This is a genomic window from Burkholderia sp. AU17457, from assembly GCF_002223255.1.
In the GTDB taxonomy this organism is placed as follows: domain Bacteria; phylum Pseudomonadota; class Gammaproteobacteria; order Burkholderiales; family Burkholderiaceae; genus Burkholderia; species Burkholderia sola.
The window spans coordinates 16,788-40,471 of record NZ_NKFB01000008.1 but is presented as its reverse complement, the minus strand read 5'-3'; the positions used below and the strand labels follow the sequence as shown (position 1 = coordinate 40,471).

The following is a 23,684-nucleotide window of genomic DNA, read 5'->3' as shown; positions in this document are numbered from 1 at the left end:
CTGCCGTCTTGAACAGGCGTCGCCTCCTGACAAGTGGGCAGCGACAAACAAATACCCCCAACCTAGTCTAGATTTAAGGATTACTTACCATGCTGAGCCTGCACACCAACGCCGCCGCCATGAACATCAAGAAGGCCATCGGCAACACCAGCGGCAGCCTGAACACCACGATGACCCGCCTGGGCACCGGCTTGCGCATCAACTCCGCCAAGGACGACGCTGCCGGCCTGCAGATCGCCGTGCGCCTGCAAGCGCAAACCCGCGGCATGGGCATGGCCATGCAGAACACGCAAAATGCGTCGTCGCTGCTCCAAACCGCGGACGGCGCGATGAAGGAAGTCACCAACATTCTGTACCGCATGAAGGATCTGGCGACGCAGGCCGCTGACGGATCGTCCTCGGCAAACGAAAAGTCTGCCATGCAGGCCGAGTACGATGCGCTGGGCAAGGAACTGTCGAACATCATGAAGAACACGTCGTACGGCGGCGCCAAGCTGATGCAGAAGGAAGTGACGCAGACGGTGGTGGAAGACGGGAAAAACGTGGAGAAGGTGGTGAGAGAAGGCGGTCGCCTGACCAAGGAAATCACTTTCCAGATCGGCGCCACCAAGGACGAAACGATGACCGTCGATTTCTCCAAGCACGTCACAAACGCGGACACCAAGTTCGAGGGCCTGTCGGCAACTTACAAGGGCCCGGCAGAAGGCACGCCTGAAGTGGCCGGCGAGGAGCTGACTAAAAGCGCCAACGCGACGATCGATCTGATCAACAACGTACTTGACGACGTGGGCGCGCTGCGCTCGGCCATCGGTGCGGCAGAAAACCGCCTCGAGCACACCCACAACAACCTGGCCAACATGTCGACGAACACGGCTGACGCCGAAGGCCGCATCATGGACGCCGACATGGCATCGGAATCCGCCAAGATGAGCTCGCAGCAAGTGCTGCTGCAAGCCAGCATGTCCATGCTCAAGCAAACCAGCAGCATGAACCAGATGGTCTTGTCGCTGCTCCAGTAAGCATTGCCTCGCAATTCACTGGAGTTCAAAACCGGCCCGCCACGAGCGGGTCGTTTTTTTTGGGGTGTTCAAACTCTGTTCAACATTCTCTGCTCCATGCAGCACGCTGCCGACAATGGCGCCCACTCTTCTTCAAAACGACCCCTTGACCGTGTCAGCATCTCCCTCCCACTCCCGCAGCAGCCGAGCCGCATCTCCGGTGGTGCTTGATCCGTGCATGCTGGGGCGTCCATACCATTTGCTCGAGGATGTGCTGCAAGATATCAAGCGCAGAATCGACCACTCCCTTCATGAACGGTTCAATCTGCGCCGTGGCACGCGCTTCGTCGTCACCGAGCTCTCTGTCGCCGCGATGCGGTCGCGCAATGCGGCCGTCTGGCGCACCTATGCATGCAACCATGGGCAGATTTCAGTGCGCTGCGACCGCACGCTACTGCTGGCGCTGCTGGCCTGTCATTACGGCACTTCGCTGGACGAAGCCGTGCCGAACGCCCCGGCGCCCGTGCCGGAAACCGGGGCGGAACGGCGTTTCGCGGCACAACAACACACCGCGCTGCTAGCCGCGTTTGCTTCAGCAATGCTCGGCGACCACGCAGAGCCCTTTTTGCCAAGTGGGGACATCCTGCCCGGCCCCGGTGTCCGCGTCCTGCGCATGACCATCTTGGACCGCTTGCGCAAAGTCGGTGGCGACGTTGAATTCGCATTGGAAGAAATGTGGCTCGACCGCTTGTTTGCGCGCCTCGATGCTCAGCATCAGCGTGCTGCACCCGATAGTGCTCCGGCCAACGTGTGCATCCCGGTCACGATGTCGGTGCACGTGCTGTCCAAGAACATGCGCCTCGACGAACTGCTTCGTATGAGGCCAGGCGACGTGCTGCCTGTTCGCTTGCCCGATACCGTCGACGTGCTCGTCAACAACGTCCGCCTCTACCGCGCGGCCTTGGCCGAACACCAAGGCGCGCTGTGGATTACTTCTTTCGAACCCGTGGAGTAACCCCCCAACATGACATCGACCACCGACCTTGATCTCTCCGCGTTGGGCGATCTGGATCTGGGCGACGATCCCAAATCCATCACAGAACCTGCTTCGCCGCGCGACCCGATGCGTATGCTGCGCCGCATTCCCGTGCGCTTGACGTTGGAGGTGGGGGAAGCCACCGTACCGCTAGCCGATCTGCTGTCGTACGAAACCGGCTCGACGGTGGAGCTCAATCGCCTGGCCGGCGACCCCCTCATCATCAAGGTAAATGGTACGCCTGTGGGTTTGGGCGAAGTCGTCGTCTCGGGAGAACACTACGGGCTACGCATCATCGAACTCGACGACCTCAACTCGCTTGCGACATGAAGAATCGCGACCTCCTGCCCCACCTGGGTCTGGCGTTAGCCGTTTTCGCAGTGCCCGCACTCGTGCAAGCCGACACGCTGACGCTCACATCCGATGCCGTCGGCGGCCAAGGCTTCACGGTCAAAACTCAGATCCTCGTTCTGATGACGCTGCTCGGGCTACTGCCCGCGCTGCTGATGACGATGACGAGCTTCCTGCGCTATGTGATCGTGCTGTCACTGGTCAAGCAGGCGCTAGGCCTGCAGCAAGGATTGCCGGGACGCATCGTGACGGGTGTCGCGCTGGTGCTGACCATGCTTACGATGCGCCCGGTCGGCGAGGAAATCTGGCAAAAGGCCTTCGTGCCATACGACCAGGGCAAGATCAGCATGCAAGCCGCGCTCGCGACATCGGAACAACCGCTGGGGCGCTATATGCTCGCGCAGACGAACAAGGCCACGCTTGCGCAGATGGCCAAACTCTCCGGCACCGAAAAAATCACGGACCCGGAGAAGCAGCCGTTCCTGGTTAAATTGTCGGCGTTCGTGCTGAGCGAACTGAAGACTGCGTTCCAGATGGGCGCCATGCTGTTCATCCCGTTCCTGATCGTCGACATCATTGTCGCGTCCGTGCTGATGGCAATGGGCATGATGATGCTGTCGCCACTCGTTATCTCGCTGCCGCTGAAGCTGCTCTTGTTCGTACTGGTGGACGGATGGTCACTTACCGTCAACACCCTCATTACCAGCGTGAAGGCCTACTGATGCTGACTCCCGATCTGGCTGCCAGCTTCGCCGTCGACGCGTTGCGCCTGGTGCTCGTCATCATCCTCGTGCTGATTACACCAGGCCTGATCACGGGTGTGCTGGTGGCCATATTCCAGGCCGCGACGCAAATCAATGAGCAGACGATGAGCTTTCTTCCGCGCCTGATCACGACGCTGGTCGCACTCGCGCTGGCTGGCCCGTGGATGACCGGCCGCGTCATGCATTACACGGTTGAGATCTTCAGCCGCGCCGCGCAACTGACCGGGTGACTCGGCAATGGAAATTGTCCTTGCCCAGCTCCTGCCGCTCGCGAACACGATCTTCTGGCCTTTCTGCCGAATCGCTGCCGCGCTGGCCGCGTCGCCGATCCTGGGTGACGCGATGGTCCCTGTGCGCATTCGCCTGCTGATCGCCCTCATCCTCGCATTAGCCATACAGCCCGGTATTCCGGCGATGCCCGTGATCGACCTGCTGCAGTTCGAAGGTGTGGCTGCCGTGGCCGAACAGGTCCTGATAGGCGGCCTGCTCGGCTTCGTGTTCCATCTCGTGCTGAGCGCGCTGCAGATTTTCGGTACCGTCGCGTCGTCGCAATTGGGCCTGTCCATGGCGCAGATCAACGACCCGATGAATGGTCAGATGGCCGACGTACTCACCAGCGTCATGTACGTGGTATTCATCCTGCTGTTCTTCGCCGTTGACGGCCACCTGATCCTGACGGCTGTCATCGCGCGCAGCTTTGCAGTCTGGCCGGTCGGTCGTTTTGCCTTCGACCTCGACGCGCTCAAGCATCTCGCATTCGCAGTAGGCTGGGTGTTCTCCGCCGCCGTGGCGTTGGCGCTTCCGGTGATGTTCGCTACGCTGGTCGTACAAGTCGGCCTGGGCCTCCTCAATCGCGTAGCACCCGCACTGAATCTTTTTGCGTTGGGCTTTTCGATCACGACCATGTTCGGGCTGTTACTGCTGACGCTGCTATTGCCGTCACTGCCGGATCACTACGGTCGCATGGTGGAGCACGTTCTAGAACTCTACGACCGACTCGCGACGCGGCCCCTCGGCAACGGGGGAATGCAATGAGCGAGCAACAAACCGGCGACAAGACAGAAAAGGCCACCCCGCAGAAACTGCGCAAAGCCAGAATGGAAGGCCAGGTTGCACGTTCGCGAGATATCGGCACGTGTGTGGGAATTCTGATTGCTCTCAAGCTTATCGTCGTACTAGCCCCGGCGTGGCTGGTTGAACTCAAGCACATTTTCGGGTTGTCGTTTGCAGACCTTTCCGGCGACGACAGGATCGGCAATGCGGCGTCGATGCTATTTCCCGCAGCGGCGCTGCTATTGTGCAAGATGCTTGCCCCGCTGGCCGCGGTGCCCGCCAGCATCATCGTCGCGTCGTTGGTACCGGGCGGCTGGACCATAAGCCACAAAAACGTCATGCCGAAGCTGAACCGCTTGAACCCGCTTTCCGGGCTCAAGCGCCTGGTGTCCGGCAAGCATTACCTGCAGTTCGGCACGACCGTGCTCAAGGCCCTCGTGTTGATGGCCACGCTCTTCATCGTCTGCCGCTCCAACTTGAGCGGCTTCATCCGCTTGCAAGGCGCGCCGCTCGCCGACGCACTGACCGGTGGGGCAAGCCTGTTCCTGACCTCTGCGCTCACGCTGACGTGCATCATCATCGTGTTCGCACTCGTCGACATACCGGTACAACAAATCATCTTCAAGCGCGGCCAGCGCATGAGCAAGCGTGACATCAAAGATGAGATGAAGCAGTCTGAAGGAAAGCCCGAGGTCAAGAGCCGCATCCGCCAAATCCAGCGCCAGCTCGCGCGCCAGGGGATCCGAAAGACCGTGCCAACCGCCGATGTGGTGGTGATGAACCCGACCCACTATGCAGTCGCACTCAAGTACGACGTAACGCGCGCACAAGCGCCGTACGTAGTAGCCAAGGGAGTAGATGAGGTCGCGCTGTTCATTCGCGACGTCGCCCGAGGGCACAACGTCGAGGTGCTCGAACTGCCGCCGCTGGCCCGCGCGATCTACCACACCAGCCAAGTCAATCAGCAAATTCCGGCAGAGCTGTATCGCGCCGTAGCAAAGGTGCTGTCCTACGTGCTGCAGATCAAGGCATTCCGCAGCGGTGGACGCGACGTTTCACCCTCGCTGCCCACTGGCATCACCATTCCCGAACACTTGCAAAAGTCTCAATCCCGATGAACGTGCTCGACCTATTCAGGCGCCTGAAGTTTGCTGCGCCTCTCGCCCTGTTCACCATCTTGGCGATGGTAATCCTGCCGCTTCCGCCAGCTGCATTGGACATCATGTTCACGTTCAACATCGTGCTGTCCATTGTGGTGGTCATGGTGGCCGTGACCGTCAAGCGACCGCTGGACTTCTCGGCCTTCCCGACCATTATCCTGGCTGCCACGCTGATGCGCCTGACATTGAACGTCGCATCGACACGCGTAGTTTTGCTTAATGGCTACACGGGTGCGAGCGCAGCCGGTCAAGTGATCGAATCGTTCGCCAATGTAGTGATTGGCAGCAACTTCGTGGTCGGCCTGGTTGTCTTCGTGATCCTGATGATCATCAACTTCGTCGTGGTCACCAAGGGTGCGGAGCGCATCTCGGAAGTGTCGGCGCGTTTCACCCTCGACGCGCTGCCCGGCAAGCAGATGGCCATCGACGCCGATCTGAACGCCGGTGTCATCACACAGGCACAAGCCCAGCAACGCCGCAAGGACGTTACGACCGAAGCCGACTTTTACGGCGCCATGGATGGCGCCTCGAAGTTCGTGCGCGGCGACGCCATCGCCGGCATTCTGATTCTCATCACGAACATGATCGGCGGCGTGATCATCGGCGTAATCATGCACGGCTTGCCTGCAGGCGAGGCATTCCACAAGTATGCGCTGCTGGCCATCGGGGACGGCCTGGTCGCGCAAATACCCGCCCTCCTGCTGTCCGCCGCCGCCGCGGTCATTGTCACCCGCATCGACGATGCACGCGACTTCGAGGAACAGGTCGGCCAGCAATTGCTGGCTTCGCCGTTGGTGCTGTTCAGCGCTTCCGCACTGATGGCCGCGCTGGGTCTGATCCCGGGCATGCCGACATTGGTGTTTCTGTGCTTTGCAGCAGTGCTCAGTTACGTCGGCTATCGGATGACGCAGCGTACTTCGCCCTCCGCCGCGGTCGAGGCGGAAGAAACCGCCCGTGTCATGCAAGCCACGCTAGCCGCGCCCGGCAGCGAATCGTTCGACTGGAGCAGCCTGCCGTATGTGGACGCGCTTTCGGTATCCCTCGGCTATAAGCTGGTGGAGATGTTGGACCGCGCTCAGGGCGCGCCGCTGGTGCGCCGCCTGCATGGCACCCGACAAACCCTGTCGGAACAGCTCGGCTTCCTGCTACCGGCCATCGGCGCGCGCGACGACATGAGCCTGCCCCCCTCCAGTTACACCATCGTGCTCAATGGCACCACACTGGCTCAGGCCCAAGTGCAACCTGGAAAGCTGATGGCCATTCCGTCACCTACCGTCTACGGGGAACTGGATGGCACACCCGACATCGACCCTGCCTACGGCATGCCCGTCACGTGGATCGAGCCCGACCAGAAGGCCCATGCCCTCGGCCTCGGCTACCAGGTCGTCGATTGCGCGACGGTGATCGCCACGCATGCGGCCAAGTTAATTCGCGAAACGATTCCCGACCTGTTCAGCTACGATCATGTGACCGCCATCATCGAACGCCTGATGGCCATTGCGCCAGCGCTGGCCGATGCGCTGGGAAAATGCCTCACGCACAGTCAGTTGCGCAAGGTGTTCCGTACGTTGTTGGCCGAGAACGTGTCGATCAAGGACATCGAGACCGTGTCCGCCACGCTGGTGGAGGCCGCGGAAACCACCAAGGATCCGCTACTGCTCGTGGCCGAAGTCCGCTGCGCACTGCGTCGCCAGATCGTGGCCGGACTTGGCGCCCAGCACGAGGCGCTCCAGGGTTTCAGCCTGACGGTGGAACTCGAGAACATTCTGCTGAATGCCCTAAGTCTCGCGGAGCAATCGGGAACCCGTGTGCCGCTGGACAATTTCCCGGTCGAACCGAATGTGCTCTCGCAGTTGCAGACCCATATGCCGGCGGTGGTCGAACAATTGAAACAAATGGGCGCCGCCCCAGTGCTGATCGTGGTGCCACGCATTCGCCCGATGCTCGCGCGGTACGCCAAACTGTTCTCTCCGGACCTAACCGTCCTGTCGTACAACGAAGTTCCCGACAACAAGGAAGTCAGCATTGTCGGCACGCTTGGATGACGCCCCTGCCATGATCGCTACGGCGGCCTTGCCGGCTCTTCTATTCCAACCTGTGACAGGCAATCGATTTTCGGTCGTCTGACCCAACCTCGTTACGCTGTTCGTTTTAACCACCACCTGAAGGACTCGAAATTTTTATGTTTCTTCCGTTTCTGTTGTCACTCGCATCGTTCGTCTCAATGATATACGGTACGCGTTCACGTACGATCTCTTTGTTCGTCGTCGCACTGATCTCCACACTTTTCTCATTCTCTCATCACGCGACAGATTCGCTCAATCTATCCCTCTAAATGACATCGCGATAATGGAAATGAAGATTCTACGAAACGATAGCAACGACAACGCGACGACGAACAATACGCTAGATGTTCTTGCATTAATTGCGATTAGTGCATCACTGCTCATCGCATTCTATTATCAACTTGCATTCAATGAGCTACCCTGTCCACTTTGCTTACTGCAGCGCGTCGGATTGATCCTCGCCGGGATCGGATTCGCAATGAACGTCAGATACGGTGTACGCGGCACACATTATTGCTGCGTGCTCGTCAGCGCTGTCGTAACCGGCGTCATCGCAGGTCGTCAGGTACTGCTACACATCGCACCTGATTCGGGAGCGTATGGTTCAGCTCTGTGGGGCTTGCATTTCTACACATGGTGCTTTATCGCGTCGGTTTTGATCATTTTGTATGTTTCCTTGCTGCTTTCCGTCCGCCGCACAAGCAATACTGTGCAACCCGTGTCGATGAGTACCCGCGGGCGAATCGCGATGGCAGTCTTCGGGCTTACGATCATCGCCAATCTCATATCGACGTTACTCGAATGCGGTGGCGGTCAGTGCGCGAGCGATCCCGTCGTGTACGAACTGCTCGAACGTCTTCTAAACAATTGAGTATTCCGTAATGCGGACCGTATTTCTATGATAAATGATGGTATTTTAAAAAATCAATAGCTCAAGTGATACGCTCGTCCAAGCACCTGAGGAACTCCGGCGCATCCATCAATTCGATCCCGCACATTTGAAATTGCAGCCAGTAACTCGCTCAAAGTATGTGTGGCATCGAAATCGATGCCACACATACCGACCATACGGCGCAACGCGTGTTGGGGGTGTCAAGTCATTGAATAGGTTGACAGTATCGAGGCGCTAGCATGCCCGATGCATCGCATCGGGCGTTTTGTATTTCAGGGCTGCATGTGATCGTTCAGGGGTGTAGATGCGCGCCGACTGCTCGACCGTCTTGACGGCTTGAGCAAGGTCAGCGAGACGTTACAAGAGGAACTCGTACTGGGAGGATGCCGTTGATCCATTCGGCCAACTGGTTCTGATAGCAGTCCTAGCCATCCGTCCGTCTTCGAATAGCGCAGGCGTGACGCCGGAACTGATCAAGCAACTGGTGCCCGGGGCACTGGACGGCGACGATCAATGAGCAATTGGCCGCACTCAAGAAGGCGATCTTCGAGCGTGCGCTGGGCGGCGAACTGACCCACCACTTGGGTTACGAGAAGGGTGAAGCCAAGCCAGCGAGTAGCACGAACCACCGCAACGGCACCAGCCGCAAGCGCATCAAGACCGACGACGGCCTGCTCGACGTCGAGATTCCGCGCGACCGCGAATGCACCTTCGATCCGGTGCTGATCGCCAAGGGCGAGCGACGCTTCACCGGCTTCGACGACAAGATCATTGCGATGTACGCACGCGGCATGAGCGTGCGGGAGATTCAGGGTTTCCTGCTGGAGATGTACGGCATCGAGGTGTCGCCGGACTTCATCAGTACGGTGACCGATGCCGTGATCGACGAAGTGCGCGAATGGCAGCAGCGGCCGCTCGAGCCGATGTACCCGGTCGCGTTCTTCGACGCCTTGCGAGTCAAGATCCGCGACGAAGGCGTCGTGCGCAACAAAGCGATCTACCTGGCGCTGAGCGTGCGCCGCGACGGCACACGCGACGTGTTGGGCCTTTGGATGGAGCAGACCGAGAGGGCCAAGTTCTGGCTGAGGGTAGTGAACGACCTTAAGCTGCGCGGCGTGCAGGATATCCTGATCGCCGTGGTCGACGGCCTGAAGGGCTTCCCGGAAGCGATCAACACGGTGTTCCCGGAAACGACGGTCCAGACCTGCATCGTGCATCTGATCCTGAACTCACTGGACTTCGCCAGCTGGAAAGACAGGAAATCGGTCGCAGCGGCGCTCAAGGAGGTCTATCGGGCACCGTCGGCGAAAGCCGCCGCCATGGCGCTGGATGCGTTCGATACGAGCCCCTGGGGTACAAAATACCCCCCGATTGCCGCTCTGGCGCCGGGCCTGGGATCAGGTGATTTCGTTCTACGCCTTCGCGCCCCACATCCGGAAAATTGTATATACGACAATCTTAGCGGCAAGCAGTCATCTGTTCGCATTCCTATTCGGCGAGCGACGCACCTCGCCATTAGCTGAGATTTTTAGCCGCTCCCTAGCACATGACGTTTCTGACACGGCCCTGACTTGAGAATCAAGCCCTTTTTTCGTCCAGTCCAAAATTTCTCGCACATAGGCCCATACCACATCAGGCATATTCCGAAAATCGCTTGTGCTCATCGGTGCCAACCACTTGTCCAGCGTCTTGATCGGAACGCTGATACGCTCTGCGAACTCCATACGCGTCATGCAGAGTGACGCCATCGCATCGCGGAGAAACACCTGCTGCGTGATCTCAGGAGGCGACTTATTGGTGGCCATTCGCGTCCCCTCGCTTACAAGTCCAGATCGGGCGTCGGAGACGCATCCGGATCATCGGGCCTTTGTTCCTGATCAGGCGTCAAAAGCTCCCGCACGACTGCAACGAAATTTTCCGCCTGCGTAACCGCCCAACGCGCCTTGTCCATGGGGATATTACCGACGCCATAATCTGCGATGCCGCGCAAACTCTCGACTTGTCTCAGTGATCGGCCGTATTCGGGCTGCACAAGCCCCTGATTCACAAGCTTTAGACCAAATGCCGCGATCACGCCGCTATGGGTTGCCGGCGATTGCTCAACGACTCCAACGCCGAGCAACGCGGCATGAGCGGCGTCGAACATCGCATAGTACGCGCGATTGCATGCGCCCTCGCGCCCACCGACCTGCAGCAATACATGGGCCTCCGCCAACGCGCGTACGGCTTTTGCCATATAGTCCGCGGAAGTCATCCTCATAGCGTGATTCCTTCGCGGCGGATGTTCTCGATCAAGACCGGATTACTGAACCGTTCCGGGTGCTCCAGTTCGTCCTCCCAAATCGGAAGGGCGCCGACCAGCACTCCCGTTTCCAGCAATACGTCAAACGACGTCCCCGCCATGTCCAGCACGATGTCCGTGCGTTCACCGTGAACGCCGCTCAGGATGACTGCGATATCAGCGTCGCTTTCGTCGGTATGCTCGTGACGCGCTCGGCTACCAAAGAGGATTGCCCGGCGGACCGGGTAGCGCTGCGCGATACGTTTCAGGAACACATCGGCCGCATGGGCGGTTTCAGGATCGACAGCCACGTCCATGTTGCTCTCCTCGACGAGACTTACTGTTATACCCCCCCAATGGGGGGTCTTGCAAGACAAATTCCCTGCCATGACAATCTCTCCATCAGCAGCACATGTGCGTGTCGACGCCAAGATCGATACGCAGTCACACACGTGGGAAGTACTCCAATACAGCCACGCGACACTTCGAGTGCAGCAACAGGTCCGGAACGGACGCGAGCACTTCGGACACGCACTGAAGTATTCGACGCAACGGCGCGAACGGCCGCTTGCTCCGCTTCGGAAGGAATATCGCTCATCTTGATCTCACGGATCGATCAGGCTGATTGATTGAGGACTTCGACCTCAAAGCCCTCCGGCCAGCCGTAATTCAAGACGCGCATCGCGTCCTCGGTGATCAGTTCAGGCACGACGTCTGTGTAGTCCGCGTCAAGCGGCGTGATCATCACGATCGCGCATGATTGTTTTTGCTGCTGCAATCTGCCCGGCCAACCGCTTCAGTTCTGCCGTCCACTCGCGGACTTGCCGCTCAAGGACCTGCTGCTCGTTGTAACTCTTCGTCATCCGTTTTCGGGATTCTCTTTCAGTGCCTCGACGCCATACAGTATTCGTGCTCGGAGGCACCGCGTTGCTCGTCCCAATCCAACAGCTCTCAAATAAAGCATGCTCGGCGAAACCATCCAGACATATCGCGCCCCGTGAATTTTCACAACACCAGCAAGGCGCGGTCATTCATGCATTTTTTCCCCCTCAGGCCTAACGCCCAAAATACCACCGGCGTCTATCAGCCTTGCTCACCATCCGTAGCTCACCGGTAACTTATCGGACACTTCACCGCAACACCGCCTCACGCGCAGTCAACCATGAGCAAAGCACGCGGCGGCGGCGCCGCGTCACCCTCGTCGCGATTTCTTGTCGCCGGCCTGCGCTGCAATGCAATAAAGCGTCACCCGTCTCGACGCTGGCAAGCCAACACGAGTGTCGCGCGGCGCGCCGAGTCCCATCTCACTACGCAGCCTGCGGTCAGCCCGGAGCATGGCACGCACCCGACTCCCAGCTTCGCGCCCTTGACCCGCGACCGTAGCCGATAGCGGGCAGCCATCAAGGGGCGCGGGACCGTGTTGCCCGCCCCCTCCCGCGCCTTTTTCCTTGACGCCTGCCCGCTATCGGCTCCTTCAGTCGCACGGGCGGGAACCCGGGAGTCAGGCGGCAGCAACGCCAACCCCGAGTTCCACCGGGAGATATCCAGCCGCAACGGCATGACATATCTCCTCGCTCGGTTCAAGTCCTCAACCTTGACTGTGGAGAACGTCATGCAACTCGCTTCCTCTTTCCATTACTGCGCACCGATGCTGCGCGCCAGTGCCCCCCTCTCAGACGACCAGATTCGCCGTGTGGCCCCGTCCATCTTCGCGGACGGCAAGCACGAAAGCCGCTCCGAGCGCTACACCTACATTCCCACCATCGACGTTCTGCGCGGCCTGCGTAATGAGGGCTTTCAACCGTTCATGATCTGTCAGACCCGCGTGCGCGACTCCAGCAAGCGCGAATTCACGAAACACATGCTTCGGCTGCGCCATGCCGACCAGATCACCGGTGAGGAAGCCGATGAAATCGTGCTGCTGAACTCGCACGATGGCACCAGCAGTTACCAGATGCTCGCCGGCACATTCCGCTTTGTCTGCCAGAACGGCATGGTCGCGGGCGAGAACATCGCCGATATCCGCGTGCCGCACAAAGGCAACGTGGTGCAGAACGTGATCAACGGTGCGTTCGACGTGCTCGACGGGTTCGAACTGATCCGCGAACAGAAAGACGGCATGCGATCGGTAACGCTCGACCGCGACGAACAGCAGGCGTTCGCCCGCTCCGCGCTCGCGCTGCGGTACGACCCAACCGACGCCGAAGCGCCTGCTCCCGTCAGCGAAAGCCAGTTGCTGGCCCCGCGCCGCTTCGAGGATCGCCACGACGACCTCTGGACCGTCTTTAACCGCGTGCAGGAAAACCTGACCAAGGGTGGCCTGCGTGGCCGCTCCCGCTCGGGCCGTGCGATGTCCACGCGCCCCATTACCGGCATCGATCAGAGCGTGAAGCCCAACCGTGCGCTGTGGATGCTCGCCGATGCGATGCGGCAGATGAAGGCATAACGACTGACGGGCGGTGTTTGCTCGTCGCCCGGCTGTTCGGTTCTGCAGGCAATGGCGGCCGCTAACGTCAAAAAACAAGCCAAACTGGAGGTCTCGGCACATGCAAGAATTCGCCAGACTCGCCTGGAAACGAGAATATTTTTGCCTTTGTGCGCGAGCAAGCGCGTATTCAAGTGTGCGTGCCCACAAGCACCGGGTCACACCGCCGATCACACTATCGATTACGTTTCCAAGGCAACGACCACATCTGAAGTTTGATGCAATCGGGCGTACACGTTTTTACGGATGCTAACGGCGGAACTCTGATCGATTGATTTAATCCTCGCGCCTTGTCGTTCCGCTTCGATACTGGCGCACCTGATTTGCGTTCGGACGATCGCCCTTCTTGCGCGATACGAAACCTGTGCGCTCTGCGCGATCGCTCTCAGCATTCGGTTTTCCTGTGGCAACAGATCAACCGATTGCCACGGATCCGCACATGCGGCTGGGACATTTTTCGCATTGTTCAGTTCGCTTTGCTGTATGGCTCACACAATTTTCCTGCGCAAGCCGATTCGTCCTTTCTGCAGCCGAGCTCTGTTTTTTCCATGCAGCAAAACTCACCAAGCCCGTGGGATTAGCGAACTTCAAAAGCAAAGACATTAAAAGGAGGTAACGCAGGATAGGCTTGCGCCGGTTTTTGGCGCCACGCACGCAATCGTACGACACGAGCAATACGTCACCGAGGTATCTCCCGACTTCATCATCTCGGTCACCGACGAGGTAATGGCCGATGCGCTGAGCTGGCAGAGCCGCCCGCTTGAGACGATGTATCCGGTGGTCTTCTTCGACGCGCTGCGGGCCATATCCGCGACGACGGCGTGGTCAGCAACTAGGCCGTCTCCGGCCTTAGGCATCCAGGCCGACGGCCAGCTCGACGTGCTGGGCCTCTGGATCGAACGGACCGAGGGCGCCAAGTTCCGGCTCAAGATGTTCAACGAACGCACGCCTGCCAGGACGTTCTGATCGCCGTGGTCGATGACTTGAAGGGGCTCACCAAAGCCATTAGCGCGGCTATCCGCGGACCACAGTTCAGACCTGCGTCGTCGACAAGCACGCTCCGATTACGGCGCAAACAGAAAGCGTACGTTTTCTGTACTCATGCCAAGCAAAACCGACAAACGATCGCCCCATCGCCGCCATGCATCGCGCATCTGCGCGTCATAGTCGAACTGCAGATAGATTCGATCAAGCGGATCGTTGCGCGCGTGGTTCAAGCACCGATGCACAATGCTTTCTGGGATGCCGAGAGACTGCATCATAGTCCCGCACGTCCGGCGCAAGTCATGACATTTCCACTGGCCGCCCGCGACAGTGAGCGCATCGGTTGCCGTTGTGCGACCTTCTGTCGGTGCATCCTTCGGGCGTTGCCGGTCATGGATCGCCCCGCAGGTCGTATGAATACTGACGTGCGGCAGTTTGCCCTTTTCCGAGGGAAACACGTATTCGCGGCGTGCGTTGCCTTCGGGCACGCCGGCGCGCACGGCTTGCTGCGCTGCAAACTGTGCCAGAGCGAAATCGGACAGATGAATCGTAATCGCCGTGTTCGATTTCGTGTGTTCCTTTGGAATCGTCCACGTTCGTGCTTTGAAGTCGAGATCGATCCAGCGCGTCAGGAGTGTTTCGCCGACGCGCGTTCCGCATGCGAGCATCACCCATACCGCTGACACGATGGAACGCGGAAGTCGCGCGGCCGGAATCAGTTCACCGAGTGACTGGATTTCATCGTCCGTGAGTGTGCGGTTACGCTCATTGCCACGCACCGGATCGTAATCACCTGAAACGACATCCTCTTTCGCAAGCGCAAGCACGTCGCAATCGATCAGCAAGCGCTTCCACGGCTGATTACGTTCGCCCCATCGAACCATTTGCTGGATCGTTATCAACATCTCGACCGCTTGACGGTTGTGTCCCACGTCGGAAATCGCGGTAAGCAGCGGCAGAACGTTCGACGCAAACACGTCTGCGATCCTGTGTGTACGGAGAGAGGGCAGCACATGCCTTTCCATCCCACCTCGAAGCAATTTACCGCCATCCTTTCGACCCTTTTTGCCGCGTTTCTTGTTGATGGTCACAAACCATGCATCGAATAAATCGCCGAACGTGAGATCTGCCGTCGCCGCTTTTTCGACCTTGGTCTGGCGTTCACGCTTCTTCGCTTCGAGATAGTCGACGCCGTCGCGCGCCTGGGAGCGAATCATCGCGGCTGCCGTGCGTGCATCCTCTAGCGACAGCTGCGCAACGCTCGAGCAGCGCCCCCATACCTTGCCCAGCGGCTTGTCGCGTTGCTTGCCATTGATGCTGACGCGAACAAACCACGTTTTCCCGCCGGTCGGGCCGACGCGCAGGAACAGTCCACGCCCATCCGACAGGAAATACCGCTTTCAAGTCGCCCTTGCGGCTTCGATTTGTCTGACCGTCAGTGCACCCATGATCGCCCTCCATCGATTTCGTCATCAGGTCGGCCCGCGCATCCAAGCAGAGCCTACCCGACACGACGAACACTAAAAAGACACTAAAAAGTTGCGGCTCGTGCCGGATTTCCGTGGAAGTGAACGGACCACGAATACCCGGCAAACCCTTGTCAGACGGGGATTTGACGGATTTCACCGGAACTATTCGGAACACCCAGAAAATAATCACGATTCATTTAACTTTCCGTGAGGACTTCGACACCGGCCGCCGCCTACGATGGGCGCATGTTTTCAGGACCTGCTTCCAGGAGCCCATCATGCCCACCCGCAGACATCTGCTGTTCGCCGGCGCCACCGGCCTCGCCGCGCTCGCGGCGCTGTCGTCCGCCGGCCGCCGCGCGCTGGTCGGCCGCGCGTTCGCCGCGCCGCCGGCCGGCTCGCCGAAGGCCGTCCCGTTCGAAATCACGCTCAGCGACGCCGAATGGCATCGCCGGCTCACGCCCGCCCAATACACGGTCCTGCGCGAAGCCGGCACCGAGCGGCCGTTCACCAGCCCGCTGAACGACGAGCACCGGAACGGCACATTCGCGTGCGCCGGCTGCGACCTCGCGCTGTTCTCGTCGGCCACCAAGTTCGACAGCCATACGGGCTGGCCGAGCTTCTGGAAACCGCTCGATCATGCGGTGGGCACCAACACCGATGCGTCGTTCGGGATGGTCCGCACCGAGGTGCACTGCCGCCGCTGCGGCGGCCATCTCGGCCACGTGTTCGACGACGGCCCCGCGCCGACCGGCCTGCGCTACTGCATGAACGGCCTCGCGCTCGCGTTCCACCCGGCTGCCGCCTGATCCGGCCCCACTCCCATCCGACTGGAGAACGCATCATGCTCCTCATCGTTCTTGCCTATCTCGGCGGCGTGCTCACGATCCTGAGCCCGTGCATCCTGCCGGTGCTGCCGTTCGTGTTCGCGCGCGCCGACCAGCCGTTCGTGCGCACCGGCCTGCCGCTGCTCGCCGGCATGGCGCTCACGTTCGCCGTCGTCGCGACGCTTGCCGCCGTCGGCGGCGGCTGGGTCGCGCAGGCCAACCAGGCCGGCCGCTGGATCGCGATCGTGCTGCTCGCCGTGTTCGGCCTGACGCTGCTGATGCCGCGTTTCGCGGAACACCTGACGCGCCCGCTCGTCGCCGCCGGCAACCGGCTCACCGGGTTCGCGCAACGCGACGGCCGCCCGGCCGGCCCTGCGTCGTCGCTGCTGCTCGGCGTCGCGACAGGCCTGCTGTGGGCGCCGTGCGCGGGCCCGATCCTCGGCCTCGTGCTGACCGGCGCCGCGCTGCGCGGCGCGAGCGTCGGCACGACGCTGCTGCTCGTCGCGTATGCGGCCGGCGCGGCGACGTCGCTCGGCGTCGCGCTCGTGATCGGCGGCAAGGTGTTCGCCGCGATGAAGCGCTCGCTCGGCGCCGGCGAATGGATCCGGCGCGGGATCGGCGCGGCGCTCCTGGCCGGCGTCGGCGCGATCGCGCTCGGCCTCGACACGGGCGCCCTCGCGCAACTGTCGACGGTCACCACGGGCGGGCTCGAAACGAAGCTCGTCGACCGCCTCGGCGGCCGCTCGAACGGCGCGCCGGCGGCAGCGGCCCCGAGCGCCGCTACCGACAACGCGACGGGCGGCGCGATGATGGCCGCCGCAGTGGATGACGCGCAGGCCGGCGGTGGTGCGATGGCCGGCAGCGCGATGATGCGTGCGGCCGGCGCCACCGCGGCCGCGCTGCCGGTCGAAGGCACGCTGCCGTCGCTCGACGGCGCGGTGCAGTGGCTGAACTCGCCGCCGCTGACGGCGGCCGGGCTGCGCGGCAAGGTCGTGCTGGTCGATTTCTGGACGTATTCGTGCATCAACTGCCTGCGCACGCTGCCGTACACGGCTGCGTGGGCGCGCAAATACGCGCCGTACGGGCTGGTCGTGATCGGCGTGCACGCGCCGGAGTTCGCATTCGAGCGCGACATCGGCAATGTGAAGAAGGCCGTTCACGACCTCGGTATCGACTACCCGGTCGCGATCGACAACGGCTATTCGATCTGGCGCGCGTTCAACAACGAATACTGGCCCGCGCACTACTTCATCGATGCGCAAGGGCGGATCCGCCATCACCACTTCGGCGAAGGCGAATACGCGCAATCGGAACGCGCGATCCAGTCGCTGCTCGCCGAAGCCGGCCACCCGGACGCGCTGAACGTGCCGCTCGGGCTCGCCGGCGCACCAGCGAAGGGCGCGCTCGCGGCGGCCGACAGCGCGGACGTCCGTTCACCCGAAACGTATGTCGGCTATGCGCGTGCGGAAAGCTTCGCGTCGCCGGGCGGTGCCGTGCGCGATGCCGCACACCGTTACGACGCGCCGGCCCGGCCGGCGCTCAACGACTGGGGCCTCACGGGCACGTGGAACGTCGGCGCCGAGCGCGCGTCGCTCGCCGCGCCGGATGGCCGGATCGTCTACCGCTTCCATGCACGCGACCTGCACCTGGTGCTTGGCCCGGGCACGAACGGCCGGCCCGTGCGCTTTCGCGTGACGCTCGACGGCGCGGCGCCCGGCGCCGCGCATGGCACGGATGTCGACGCGCAGGGCTACGGCACCGTCACGGGCCAGCGCCTGTACCAGCTCGTCCGCCAGCCCGGCGCGATCGCCGACCGCACGTTCGCGATCGAGTTTCTCGATCCCGGGGTCGATGCGTATGCATTCACTTTCGGCTGATCGCACGCCGCCGCCATCCCTGCGCCGCCTTTCCCAACGCATTCCGAAGGAGCAAAAGATGAACCCGATCCCTACCCGCGATGCCGCCGCACGCCGGCGCGCGACCATGCTGCGCCGCATCGGCGCCATCGCCGTCGCGGCGGCCGCCGTGTTCGGCTACCAGCGCATCGTCAATTCCGCGGAGCCGATGCGCACCGTGCCCGCGCCGACGCTCGACGAAACGCCCGGCGCGTCGCACGACGAGACGGCCGTGTTCGCCGGCGGCTGCTTCTGGGGCGTGCAGGGCGTGTTCGAGCACGTGAAGGGCGTGAAGCAGGTAACCGCAGGCTACGCGGGCGGCGCATCCGAAACCGCGCACTACGCGCTCGTCGGCTCGGGGCTGACCGGGCACGCGGAATCGGTGCGCATCGTCTACGACCCGACCCAGGTCACGTACGGCCGGCTGCTGCAGGTGTTCTTCTCGGTCGCGCACGATCCGACCGAGTTGAACCGGCAGGGCCCCGACGAAGGCTCGCAGTACCGCTCCGCGATCTTCCCGACCACGGCGCAGCAACGCACGGTCGCCACCGCGTACATCGCGCAGCTCGGCGGCGCGCATGTGTTTCCGGCGCCCGTGGTCACGCGTGTCGAAGCCTACAAGGGCTTCTATCCGGCCGAGGCCTATCATCAGAACTACCTCGAACTGCACCCCGACGCGCCGTATATCGCGTTCAACGACCTGCCGAAGGTCGCCGGGCTGAAGCAGCGCTTCCCGGCGCTGTACCGTGCCGACCCGGTGCTGTGGCGCGAAGCCCGCTTATGAGTCGTTGATGAGTCGTTTATAAGCCGCTTGTGACCGTCCGCTCGCTGCATGACGGGGCGGACGCCCGCCGCCCAGCAGAGCCGCGGGCACACCGCACCGGCGGCTCCCGTTTGCGCCGGATCAACGAACCGGCGGACGCGATGCCGGGGCAAACCCGCATCGCATCCGCCGCGATCGGCAACTTCGCGTAGACTCTCCTGATTCCCGCCGCTTCTTGCGGCGCTCGACATTCAGTCCAGCCAGGAGGCGTCACGCATGCGCGCAGTGCCTTTGCCTGACAGCAACACCCTCGAAGAACCGTCCACCGGCGCGGTCGTGCGCGACCTGCGCCGCGTGCCCATTCACCCGGATCACTGGTACCCGCTCGCGTGGTCGCGCGAGCTCAAGCGCGGCAAGACGCTCGGCGTGCGCTTCGCCGGCGATCCGATCGTGCTCGTGCGCACCGAATCGGGCGCCGTGTATGCGCTCGAAGATCGTTGCGCGCACCGCCAGGTGCCGCTGCACGCGGGCGTCGTGAGCGGCGAAACGCTGCGCTGCTGCTATCACGGCTGGACCTACGCGTGCGACAGCGGCCGCTGCGTCGACGTGCCCTACCTCGGCCGCGAGCGCTTGCCCAACGGCGTGCGCGCGTATCCGTGCCGCGAGGCCCACGGGCTGATCTTCGTGTTTCCGGGCGACGCCACGCTCGCCGACGAACGGCCGTTCCCCGCGCTCGAATCGGCCGACAACCCCGCGTACAAGACGCGCCGCTTCGGCCGCGAGGTCAAGTGCCACTACTCGTTCATGCACGAGAACCTGATGGACATGAACCATCAGTTCCTGCATCGCAAGCAGATGGGGCAGATGCGCGCGCGCTCCGTGGGCCGCCGCCGCGGCGACGACTGGGTCGAGGTCGACTACACGTTCGCGCGGATGGAAGGCAAGCAGCCGGTCGGCGAGGCGCTCGTGTTCGGCGCGAGCAAGAAGCCGGCCGACCAGTCCGACAAGAGCGTGATGACGGTGCGCACCGGCTACCCGTACCAGACGTTGCAAATCCGTTCGAGCGAAGGCACGCTCGTGATGGACCTGTGGATCGTCTACGTGCCGCTCGACGCCGAGCAGCGCACCAACCGCACGTTCGGGCTGCTGTCGATCCACAAGCCCGGCATCCCGTTCGCACTCGATCTCGCGTGGCCGCTGCTCGTGTGGTTCACCGAGCGCATCTTCCGCGAGGATCGCTGGATCGTCGAGCGCGAGCAGGAAGCGCACGACGCCCAAGGCGCCGACTGGAACCACGAGGTGTTTCCGGTCATCAACGAGCTGCGCGACCTGCTGCGCCAGTGCGGCGCACGCACCGTGATCCCGATCCGCGACGCGCGCGACAGCGCGTGACGTGACGCATGCGGCTCGCCGCGGTGCGCGCCGTTACAGCGTGAACGCGCCCGGCAGCAATGCGCGGGCCGTCGTGATCTCGACGGCCCCTTTCAGGTTCGCCAGGATCACCTCGATGTCGGGCTTGCCGATCTCGATGATCACCTGACGACACGCGCCGCACGGCGCGATCGGGCCGTCCGTGTCGCCGACGACCGCGAGCCGCGCGAAATCCCCCGGCCGATAGCCGGCGGCGATCGCCGCGAACAGCGCCGTGCGTTCCGCGCAATTGCACAGTCCGTACGACGCGTTCTCGACGTTGCAGCCGTGGAACACCGTGCCGTCGCGCGCCAGCAGCGCCGCGCCGACCTTGAAGCGCGAATACGGCGCATACGCGCGCTCGCGCGCAGCCTTCGCCTGTTCGATCAGTTCGTCTCGTTCCATCGTGGTGATGCCTCCGCGAGCAGGGTCAGCCGATCTGCTGGTAAAGGGTCGGCGGCGCCTCGCCGGTCTCGCCGAGCACGTAGCTGCGGCGCACTGCGTCCACCGCGCGGGCCGCGGCCGCTTCGTCGCGGGCATGCACGAAGCCGAGCGGCTCGCCGGCCTCGATGCGCTGCCCGATCTCGGCGAGCGCCGACAGGCCGACGCTGACGTCGATCGCGTCCTCCGCACGCGTGCGGCCGCCGCCGAGCGCGACCACGGCCACCCCGAGCGCGCGGCAATCGATACGCTGCACCACGCCGCTCGCGGGTGCCGCCACCGGCACGATCGTCGCCGCGCGCGCCAAATGCCGCGCGGGCGCGTCGATCAGATCGGTCGGGCCGCCGAGCGCGACGACCATCCGCGCGAAACGCTCGGCCGCCGCGCCGGAATCGAGCGCCTGCTGCAGCTTCTCGCGTGCGTGGGCGACATCGGGCGCGAGCCCACCGGTCACGAGCAATTCGGCCGACAGCGCCATCGTCACGTCGTGCAGGCGCGAGGGACGCGACTTGCCCGTCAGGTAGTCGATCGCGCACGCCACTTCGAGCGCATTGCCCGCGCACGGCGCGAGCGACTGGTTCATGTCGGTGAGGATCGCGGTCGTCTTCATGCCGGCGCCGTTGCCGACGTCGACGATGCTGCGCGCCAGTTCCGCCGATTTCTCCGCGGTCGGCATGAATGCGCCGGAGCCGACCTTGACGTCCATCACGAGCCCGTCGAGCCCCGCCGCGAGTTTCTTCGACAGGATCGACGCGGTGATCATCGCGACCGATTCGACGGTCGCCGTCACGTCGCGGATCGCATAGATGCGCTTGTCGGCCGGCGCGAGCCGCGCGGTCTGCCCGATGATCGCGACGCCGACCTCGCGCACCGTGCGGCGAAACGCGTCCGTCTCGGGCATCACGTCGTAACCGGGAATCGCGCTGAGCTTGTCGAGCGTGCCGCCTGTGTGGCCGAGCCCGCGCCCCGAGATCATCGGCACGTAGCCGCCGCACGCGGCCACCATCGGCCCGAGCATCAGCGACACGACATCGCCGACGCCGCCCGTCGAATGCTTGTCGATCACCGGCCCGCCGAGATCGAGCGCGCGCCAGTCGAGCACGTCGCCCGAATCGCGCTGCGCGAGCGTGAGCGCGACGCGTTCGTCCGTGCTCAGGTCGTTGAAATACACGGCCATCGCGAACGCGGCCACCTGGCCCTCGGTCACGCTGCCGTCGGTCACGCCGCGCACGAACGCGGCCATCCCGTCGCGATCGAGCGGCTGCCCGTCGCGCTTCCTGCGAATGAATTCCTGCGGTAGAAACATCGTTGCCTCGCTTCGATCGGTCGGAGTCGACTGCACGGTTCAATGCAGCGAGAAAAACAGGCCGGCAATCGCCGCGCTCATCAGGTTCGACAGCGTCGCGGCCGTCAGCGCGCGCAAACCGAGCCGCGCGACGTCCGACCGGCGCTCGGGCGCGACCGCGCTGAAGCCGCCCGCGAGAATCGCGATCGACGAGAAGTTCGCGAAGCCGCACAGCGCGAACGACACGATCGCGAGCGTCTTCGGATCGAGCACCGGCAGGCCGGCCGCCGCCGCGTGCGCACCGCCCCTCAGGTACGGTGACAGGTCGCCGTACGCGACGAATTCGTTGAAGATCAGCTTTTCGCCGATGAAGTTGCCGGCCAGCGCCGCATCATGCCATGGCACGCCGATGATCCACGCGAGCGGCGCGAACAGGTGGCCGATGATACCGACCAGCGTGACCTGCGGAAAGCCCGCGAACGCGGCCGCGCCGCCGACGATCAGGTTCATCAGCGCGATGAGGCCCACGAACGCAATCAGCATCGCGCCGACGTTGATCGCAATGCGCAGGCCGACCGACGCACCGGATGCGGCCGCCTCGATCACGTTGGCGGCGCGCTTGTCGTCGAAATCGAGGCCGTCGACCACCACGCGGCTCGGCTCGACGGTCGGAAACAACAGCTTGCCGAACAGCAGCCCGCCCGGCACCGCCATGAACGACGCGGCGAGCAGGTACTCCATCTTCACGCCGAGGCCCGCATAGCCGACCAGCACCGAGCCCGCGACCGACGCCATCCCGCTCGCCATCACCGTGAAGATCTCGGCGCTCGTCATGTTGCGCACGAACGGCTTCACGAGCGCGGGCATCTCGCTCTGTCCGAGGAAGATCGTCGCGACGGCCGAGCATGCCTCGATGCGGCTCACCCCGAGCAACCTTGCCAACCCCGCGCCGAGAATCGCGACGATCCACTTCATCACGCCGATGTAGTACAGCACCGAGATCAGCGCGGTGACGAAGATGATCATCGGCAGCACGCGCAGGCCGAACACGAACCCGCCATCGCCGAACAACTGGAACATCCGCGCGTCGACGAGCCCGCCGAACACGAACGCGATGCCGTGATTGCCCATGTCGAGCACGCGATTGACGCCGTTCGCGGCCGCGGCCAGCGCCGCGCGGCCGGACGGCACGAACAGCACCAGCGCGCCGATCGCGAACTGCGTGAGCAGCGCGGCGATCATGGTCCGCGCGCTGACCGCGCGGCGGTTGTTCGACAACAGATACGCGACCAGCAACAGAAACAGCATACCGAGGAGACTGCGCAGAATATCCACCTTGTGCTCCTTTCTCACTATTTGAACTGTCCGGCGGGCGGCCCGTGCCCGCGACCCGCGTGATCGGGTGGGTGGATGTTACTCGCTCGATACGCACGCCGGCAACGTCGCCAAAATCGCCGCGATCAATGGCATCGATCGTTTCCGTTTTCGTCTTCGTCAACTTGATCAGTTGTTCTATCTACACGG

General features: G+C 62.6%; 25 protein-coding genes and 2 pseudogenes. 17 read left to right on the top strand and 10 right to left on the bottom strand.

Annotation, left to right across the window (positions count from 1 at the left end):
- Positions 1-89 precede the first annotated feature (89 nt).
- The 10 genes from CFB49_RS30310 (at position 90) to CFB49_RS30270 (ending at position 8,299) form a co-directional block, all read left to right on the top strand.
- Positions 90-1,019 carry a flagellin N-terminal helical domain-containing protein gene (locus tag CFB49_RS30310; protein ID WP_089493204.1) on the top strand — a complete coding sequence of 310 codons (930 nt, stop codon included), beginning with the start codon at positions 90-92 and terminating at the stop codon, positions 1,017-1,019.
- A gap of 217 nt (positions 1,020-1,236) precedes the next feature.
- Entirely contained in the window at positions 1,237-2,013 is a 777-nt protein-coding gene (locus CFB49_RS30305) for a flagellar motor switch protein FliM (protein ID WP_069620598.1), read from the top strand.
- A gap of 9 nt (positions 2,014-2,022) precedes the next feature.
- Positions 2,023-2,364: a FliM/FliN family flagellar motor switch protein gene (locus tag CFB49_RS30300; protein ID WP_089493202.1), complete on the top strand. Its 342-nt coding sequence runs from the start codon at positions 2,023-2,025 to the stop codon at positions 2,362-2,364.
- On the top strand, positions 2,361-3,107 hold the full coding sequence (gene fliP, locus CFB49_RS30295) for a flagellar type III secretion system pore protein FliP (protein ID WP_089493201.1): 747 nt from the start codon (positions 2,361-2,363) through the stop codon (positions 3,105-3,107). The genes CFB49_RS30300 and fliP overlap by 4 nt, the downstream gene beginning before the upstream one ends.
- The gene (gene fliQ, locus CFB49_RS30290) at positions 3,107-3,379 is read left to right on the top strand and encodes a flagellar biosynthesis protein FliQ (protein WP_054928525.1); all 273 of its coding nucleotides are present in this window, start codon (positions 3,107-3,109) and stop codon (positions 3,377-3,379) included. Before fliP ends, fliQ begins: the two co-directional genes overlap by 1 nt.
- A gap of 7 nt (positions 3,380-3,386) precedes the next feature.
- Positions 3,387-4,184 carry a flagellar biosynthetic protein FliR gene (fliR, locus tag CFB49_RS30285; protein WP_089493200.1) on the top strand — a complete coding sequence of 266 codons (798 nt, stop codon included), beginning with the start codon at positions 3,387-3,389 and terminating at the stop codon, positions 4,182-4,184.
- Positions 4,181-5,320 carry a flagellar type III secretion system protein FlhB gene (gene flhB, locus CFB49_RS30280; protein WP_089493199.1) on the top strand — a complete coding sequence of 380 codons (1,140 nt, stop codon included), beginning with the start codon at positions 4,181-4,183 and terminating at the stop codon, positions 5,318-5,320. The genes fliR and flhB overlap by 4 nt, the downstream gene beginning before the upstream one ends.
- Positions 5,317-7,407: a flagellar biosynthesis protein FlhA gene (locus CFB49_RS30275; protein WP_089493198.1), complete on the top strand. Its 2,091-nt coding sequence runs from the start codon at positions 5,317-5,319 to the stop codon at positions 7,405-7,407. The genes flhB and CFB49_RS30275 overlap by 4 nt, the downstream gene beginning before the upstream one ends.
- A gap of 137 nt (positions 7,408-7,544) precedes the next feature.
- Complete coding sequence (locus CFB49_RS37185; RefSeq protein WP_222150282.1) at positions 7,545-7,697, top strand: DUF5993 family protein; 153 nt, start codon at positions 7,545-7,547, stop codon at positions 7,695-7,697.
- A gap of 20 nt (positions 7,698-7,717) precedes the next feature.
- Positions 7,718-8,299, top strand: a complete 582-nt coding sequence (locus CFB49_RS30270) for a disulfide bond formation protein B (protein WP_249190605.1) — start codon at positions 7,718-7,720, stop codon at positions 8,297-8,299.
- A gap of 255 nt (positions 8,300-8,554) precedes the next feature.
- Here CFB49_RS30270 and CFB49_RS36070 read toward each other — a convergent pair.
- Positions 8,555-8,744: pseudogene (locus CFB49_RS36070) on the bottom strand (integrase core domain-containing protein); the annotation flags it as partial.
- A gap of 45 nt (positions 8,745-8,789) precedes the next feature.
- Between CFB49_RS36070 and CFB49_RS30265 the strand changes: the two are divergent.
- A pseudogene (locus tag CFB49_RS30265) lies at positions 8,790-9,775 on the top strand (IS256 family transposase); the annotation flags it as partial.
- 17 nt (positions 9,776-9,792) lie between these two features.
- Here the strand turns inward: CFB49_RS30265 and CFB49_RS36630 are convergent.
- From CFB49_RS36630 to CFB49_RS36950, 5 genes are all read right to left on the bottom strand, one after another.
- Positions 9,793-10,125 (bottom strand): hypothetical protein, encoded by a 333-nt coding sequence (locus CFB49_RS36630; protein ID WP_256979948.1) that lies wholly within the window; start codon positions 10,123-10,125, stop codon positions 9,793-9,795.
- Between the two features lie 14 nt (positions 10,126-10,139).
- On the bottom strand, positions 10,140-10,580 hold the full coding sequence (locus tag CFB49_RS30255) for a HEPN domain-containing protein (RefSeq protein WP_212195597.1): 441 nt from the start codon (positions 10,578-10,580) through the stop codon (positions 10,140-10,142).
- Positions 10,577-10,918 carry a nucleotidyltransferase family protein gene (locus CFB49_RS30250; protein ID WP_069620592.1) on the bottom strand — a complete coding sequence of 114 codons (342 nt, stop codon included), beginning with the start codon at positions 10,916-10,918 and terminating at the stop codon, positions 10,577-10,579. The genes CFB49_RS30255 and CFB49_RS30250 overlap by 4 nt, the downstream gene beginning before the upstream one ends.
- A 299-nt stretch (positions 10,919-11,217) precedes the next feature.
- Positions 11,218-11,346 carry a hypothetical protein gene (locus tag CFB49_RS36955; protein WP_256979929.1) on the bottom strand — a complete coding sequence of 43 codons (129 nt, stop codon included), beginning with the start codon at positions 11,344-11,346 and terminating at the stop codon, positions 11,218-11,220.
- Entirely contained in the window at positions 11,330-11,464 is a 135-nt protein-coding gene (locus CFB49_RS36950) for a hypothetical protein (protein ID WP_256979928.1), read from the bottom strand. Before CFB49_RS36950 ends, CFB49_RS36955 begins: the two co-directional genes overlap by 17 nt.
- 749 nt (positions 11,465-12,213) lie before the next feature.
- Between CFB49_RS36950 and CFB49_RS30240 the strand changes: the two genes are divergently transcribed.
- Positions 12,214-13,047, top strand: coding sequence for a DUF932 domain-containing protein (locus CFB49_RS30240; protein WP_089493700.1), 834 nt, complete (start codon positions 12,214-12,216; stop codon positions 13,045-13,047).
- 765 nt (positions 13,048-13,812) lie between these two features.
- Positions 13,813-14,052, top strand: a complete 240-nt coding sequence (locus CFB49_RS37180; RefSeq protein ID WP_373453197.1) for a transposase — start codon at positions 13,813-13,815, stop codon at positions 14,050-14,052.
- A gap of 98 nt (positions 14,053-14,150) precedes the next feature.
- Here the strand turns inward: CFB49_RS37180 and CFB49_RS36625 are convergent, their stop codons facing one another.
- Positions 14,151-15,458 carry a tyrosine-type recombinase/integrase gene (locus CFB49_RS36625; RefSeq protein WP_349252628.1) on the bottom strand — a complete coding sequence of 436 codons (1,308 nt, stop codon included), beginning with the start codon at positions 15,456-15,458 and terminating at the stop codon, positions 14,151-14,153.
- A gap of 359 nt (positions 15,459-15,817) precedes the next feature.
- Here CFB49_RS36625 and msrB point away from each other — a divergent pair, with 359 nt between their 5' ends.
- The 4 genes from msrB to CFB49_RS30210 all read left to right on the top strand — a co-directional run bounded on the left by msrB (position 15,818) and on the right by CFB49_RS30210 (position 20,416).
- Positions 15,818-16,348 carry a peptide-methionine (R)-S-oxide reductase MsrB gene (msrB, locus tag CFB49_RS30225; protein WP_069620588.1) on the top strand — a complete coding sequence of 177 codons (531 nt, stop codon included), beginning with the start codon at positions 15,818-15,820 and terminating at the stop codon, positions 16,346-16,348.
- 35 nt (positions 16,349-16,383) lie between these two features.
- Entirely contained in the window at positions 16,384-18,243 is a 1,860-nt protein-coding gene (locus CFB49_RS30220) for a cytochrome c biogenesis protein DipZ (RefSeq protein ID WP_089493195.1), read from the top strand.
- Positions 18,244-18,301: 58 nt separating this feature from the next.
- Positions 18,302-19,045, top strand: a complete 744-nt coding sequence (gene msrA / locus CFB49_RS30215) for a peptide-methionine (S)-S-oxide reductase MsrA (protein WP_089493194.1) — start codon at positions 18,302-18,304, stop codon at positions 19,043-19,045.
- Between the two features lie 255 nt (positions 19,046-19,300).
- Positions 19,301-20,416: an aromatic ring-hydroxylating oxygenase subunit alpha gene (locus CFB49_RS30210; protein ID WP_050016159.1), complete on the top strand. Its 1,116-nt coding sequence runs from the start codon at positions 19,301-19,303 to the stop codon at positions 20,414-20,416.
- Between the two features lie 33 nt (positions 20,417-20,449).
- On the opposite strand, the gene CFB49_RS30205 is transcribed toward CFB49_RS30210, so the two are convergent.
- From CFB49_RS30205 to CFB49_RS30195, 3 genes are read right to left on the bottom strand one after another with little or no spacing between them, the layout of a single operon-like run.
- Positions 20,450-20,839: a cytidine deaminase gene (locus CFB49_RS30205; protein ID WP_069620585.1), complete on the bottom strand. Its 390-nt coding sequence runs from the start codon at positions 20,837-20,839 to the stop codon at positions 20,450-20,452.
- Between the two features lie 25 nt (positions 20,840-20,864).
- Positions 20,865-22,181, bottom strand: a complete 1,317-nt coding sequence (deoA, locus tag CFB49_RS30200) for a thymidine phosphorylase (RefSeq protein ID WP_089493193.1) — start codon at positions 22,179-22,181, stop codon at positions 20,865-20,867.
- Positions 22,182-22,220: 39 nt separating this feature from the next.
- A complete protein-coding gene (locus CFB49_RS30195; RefSeq protein ID WP_089437581.1) occupies positions 22,221-23,495 on the bottom strand; it encodes a NupC/NupG family nucleoside CNT transporter in 1,275 nt (424 codons plus the stop codon).
- Positions 23,496-23,684: the final 189 nt, after the last annotated feature.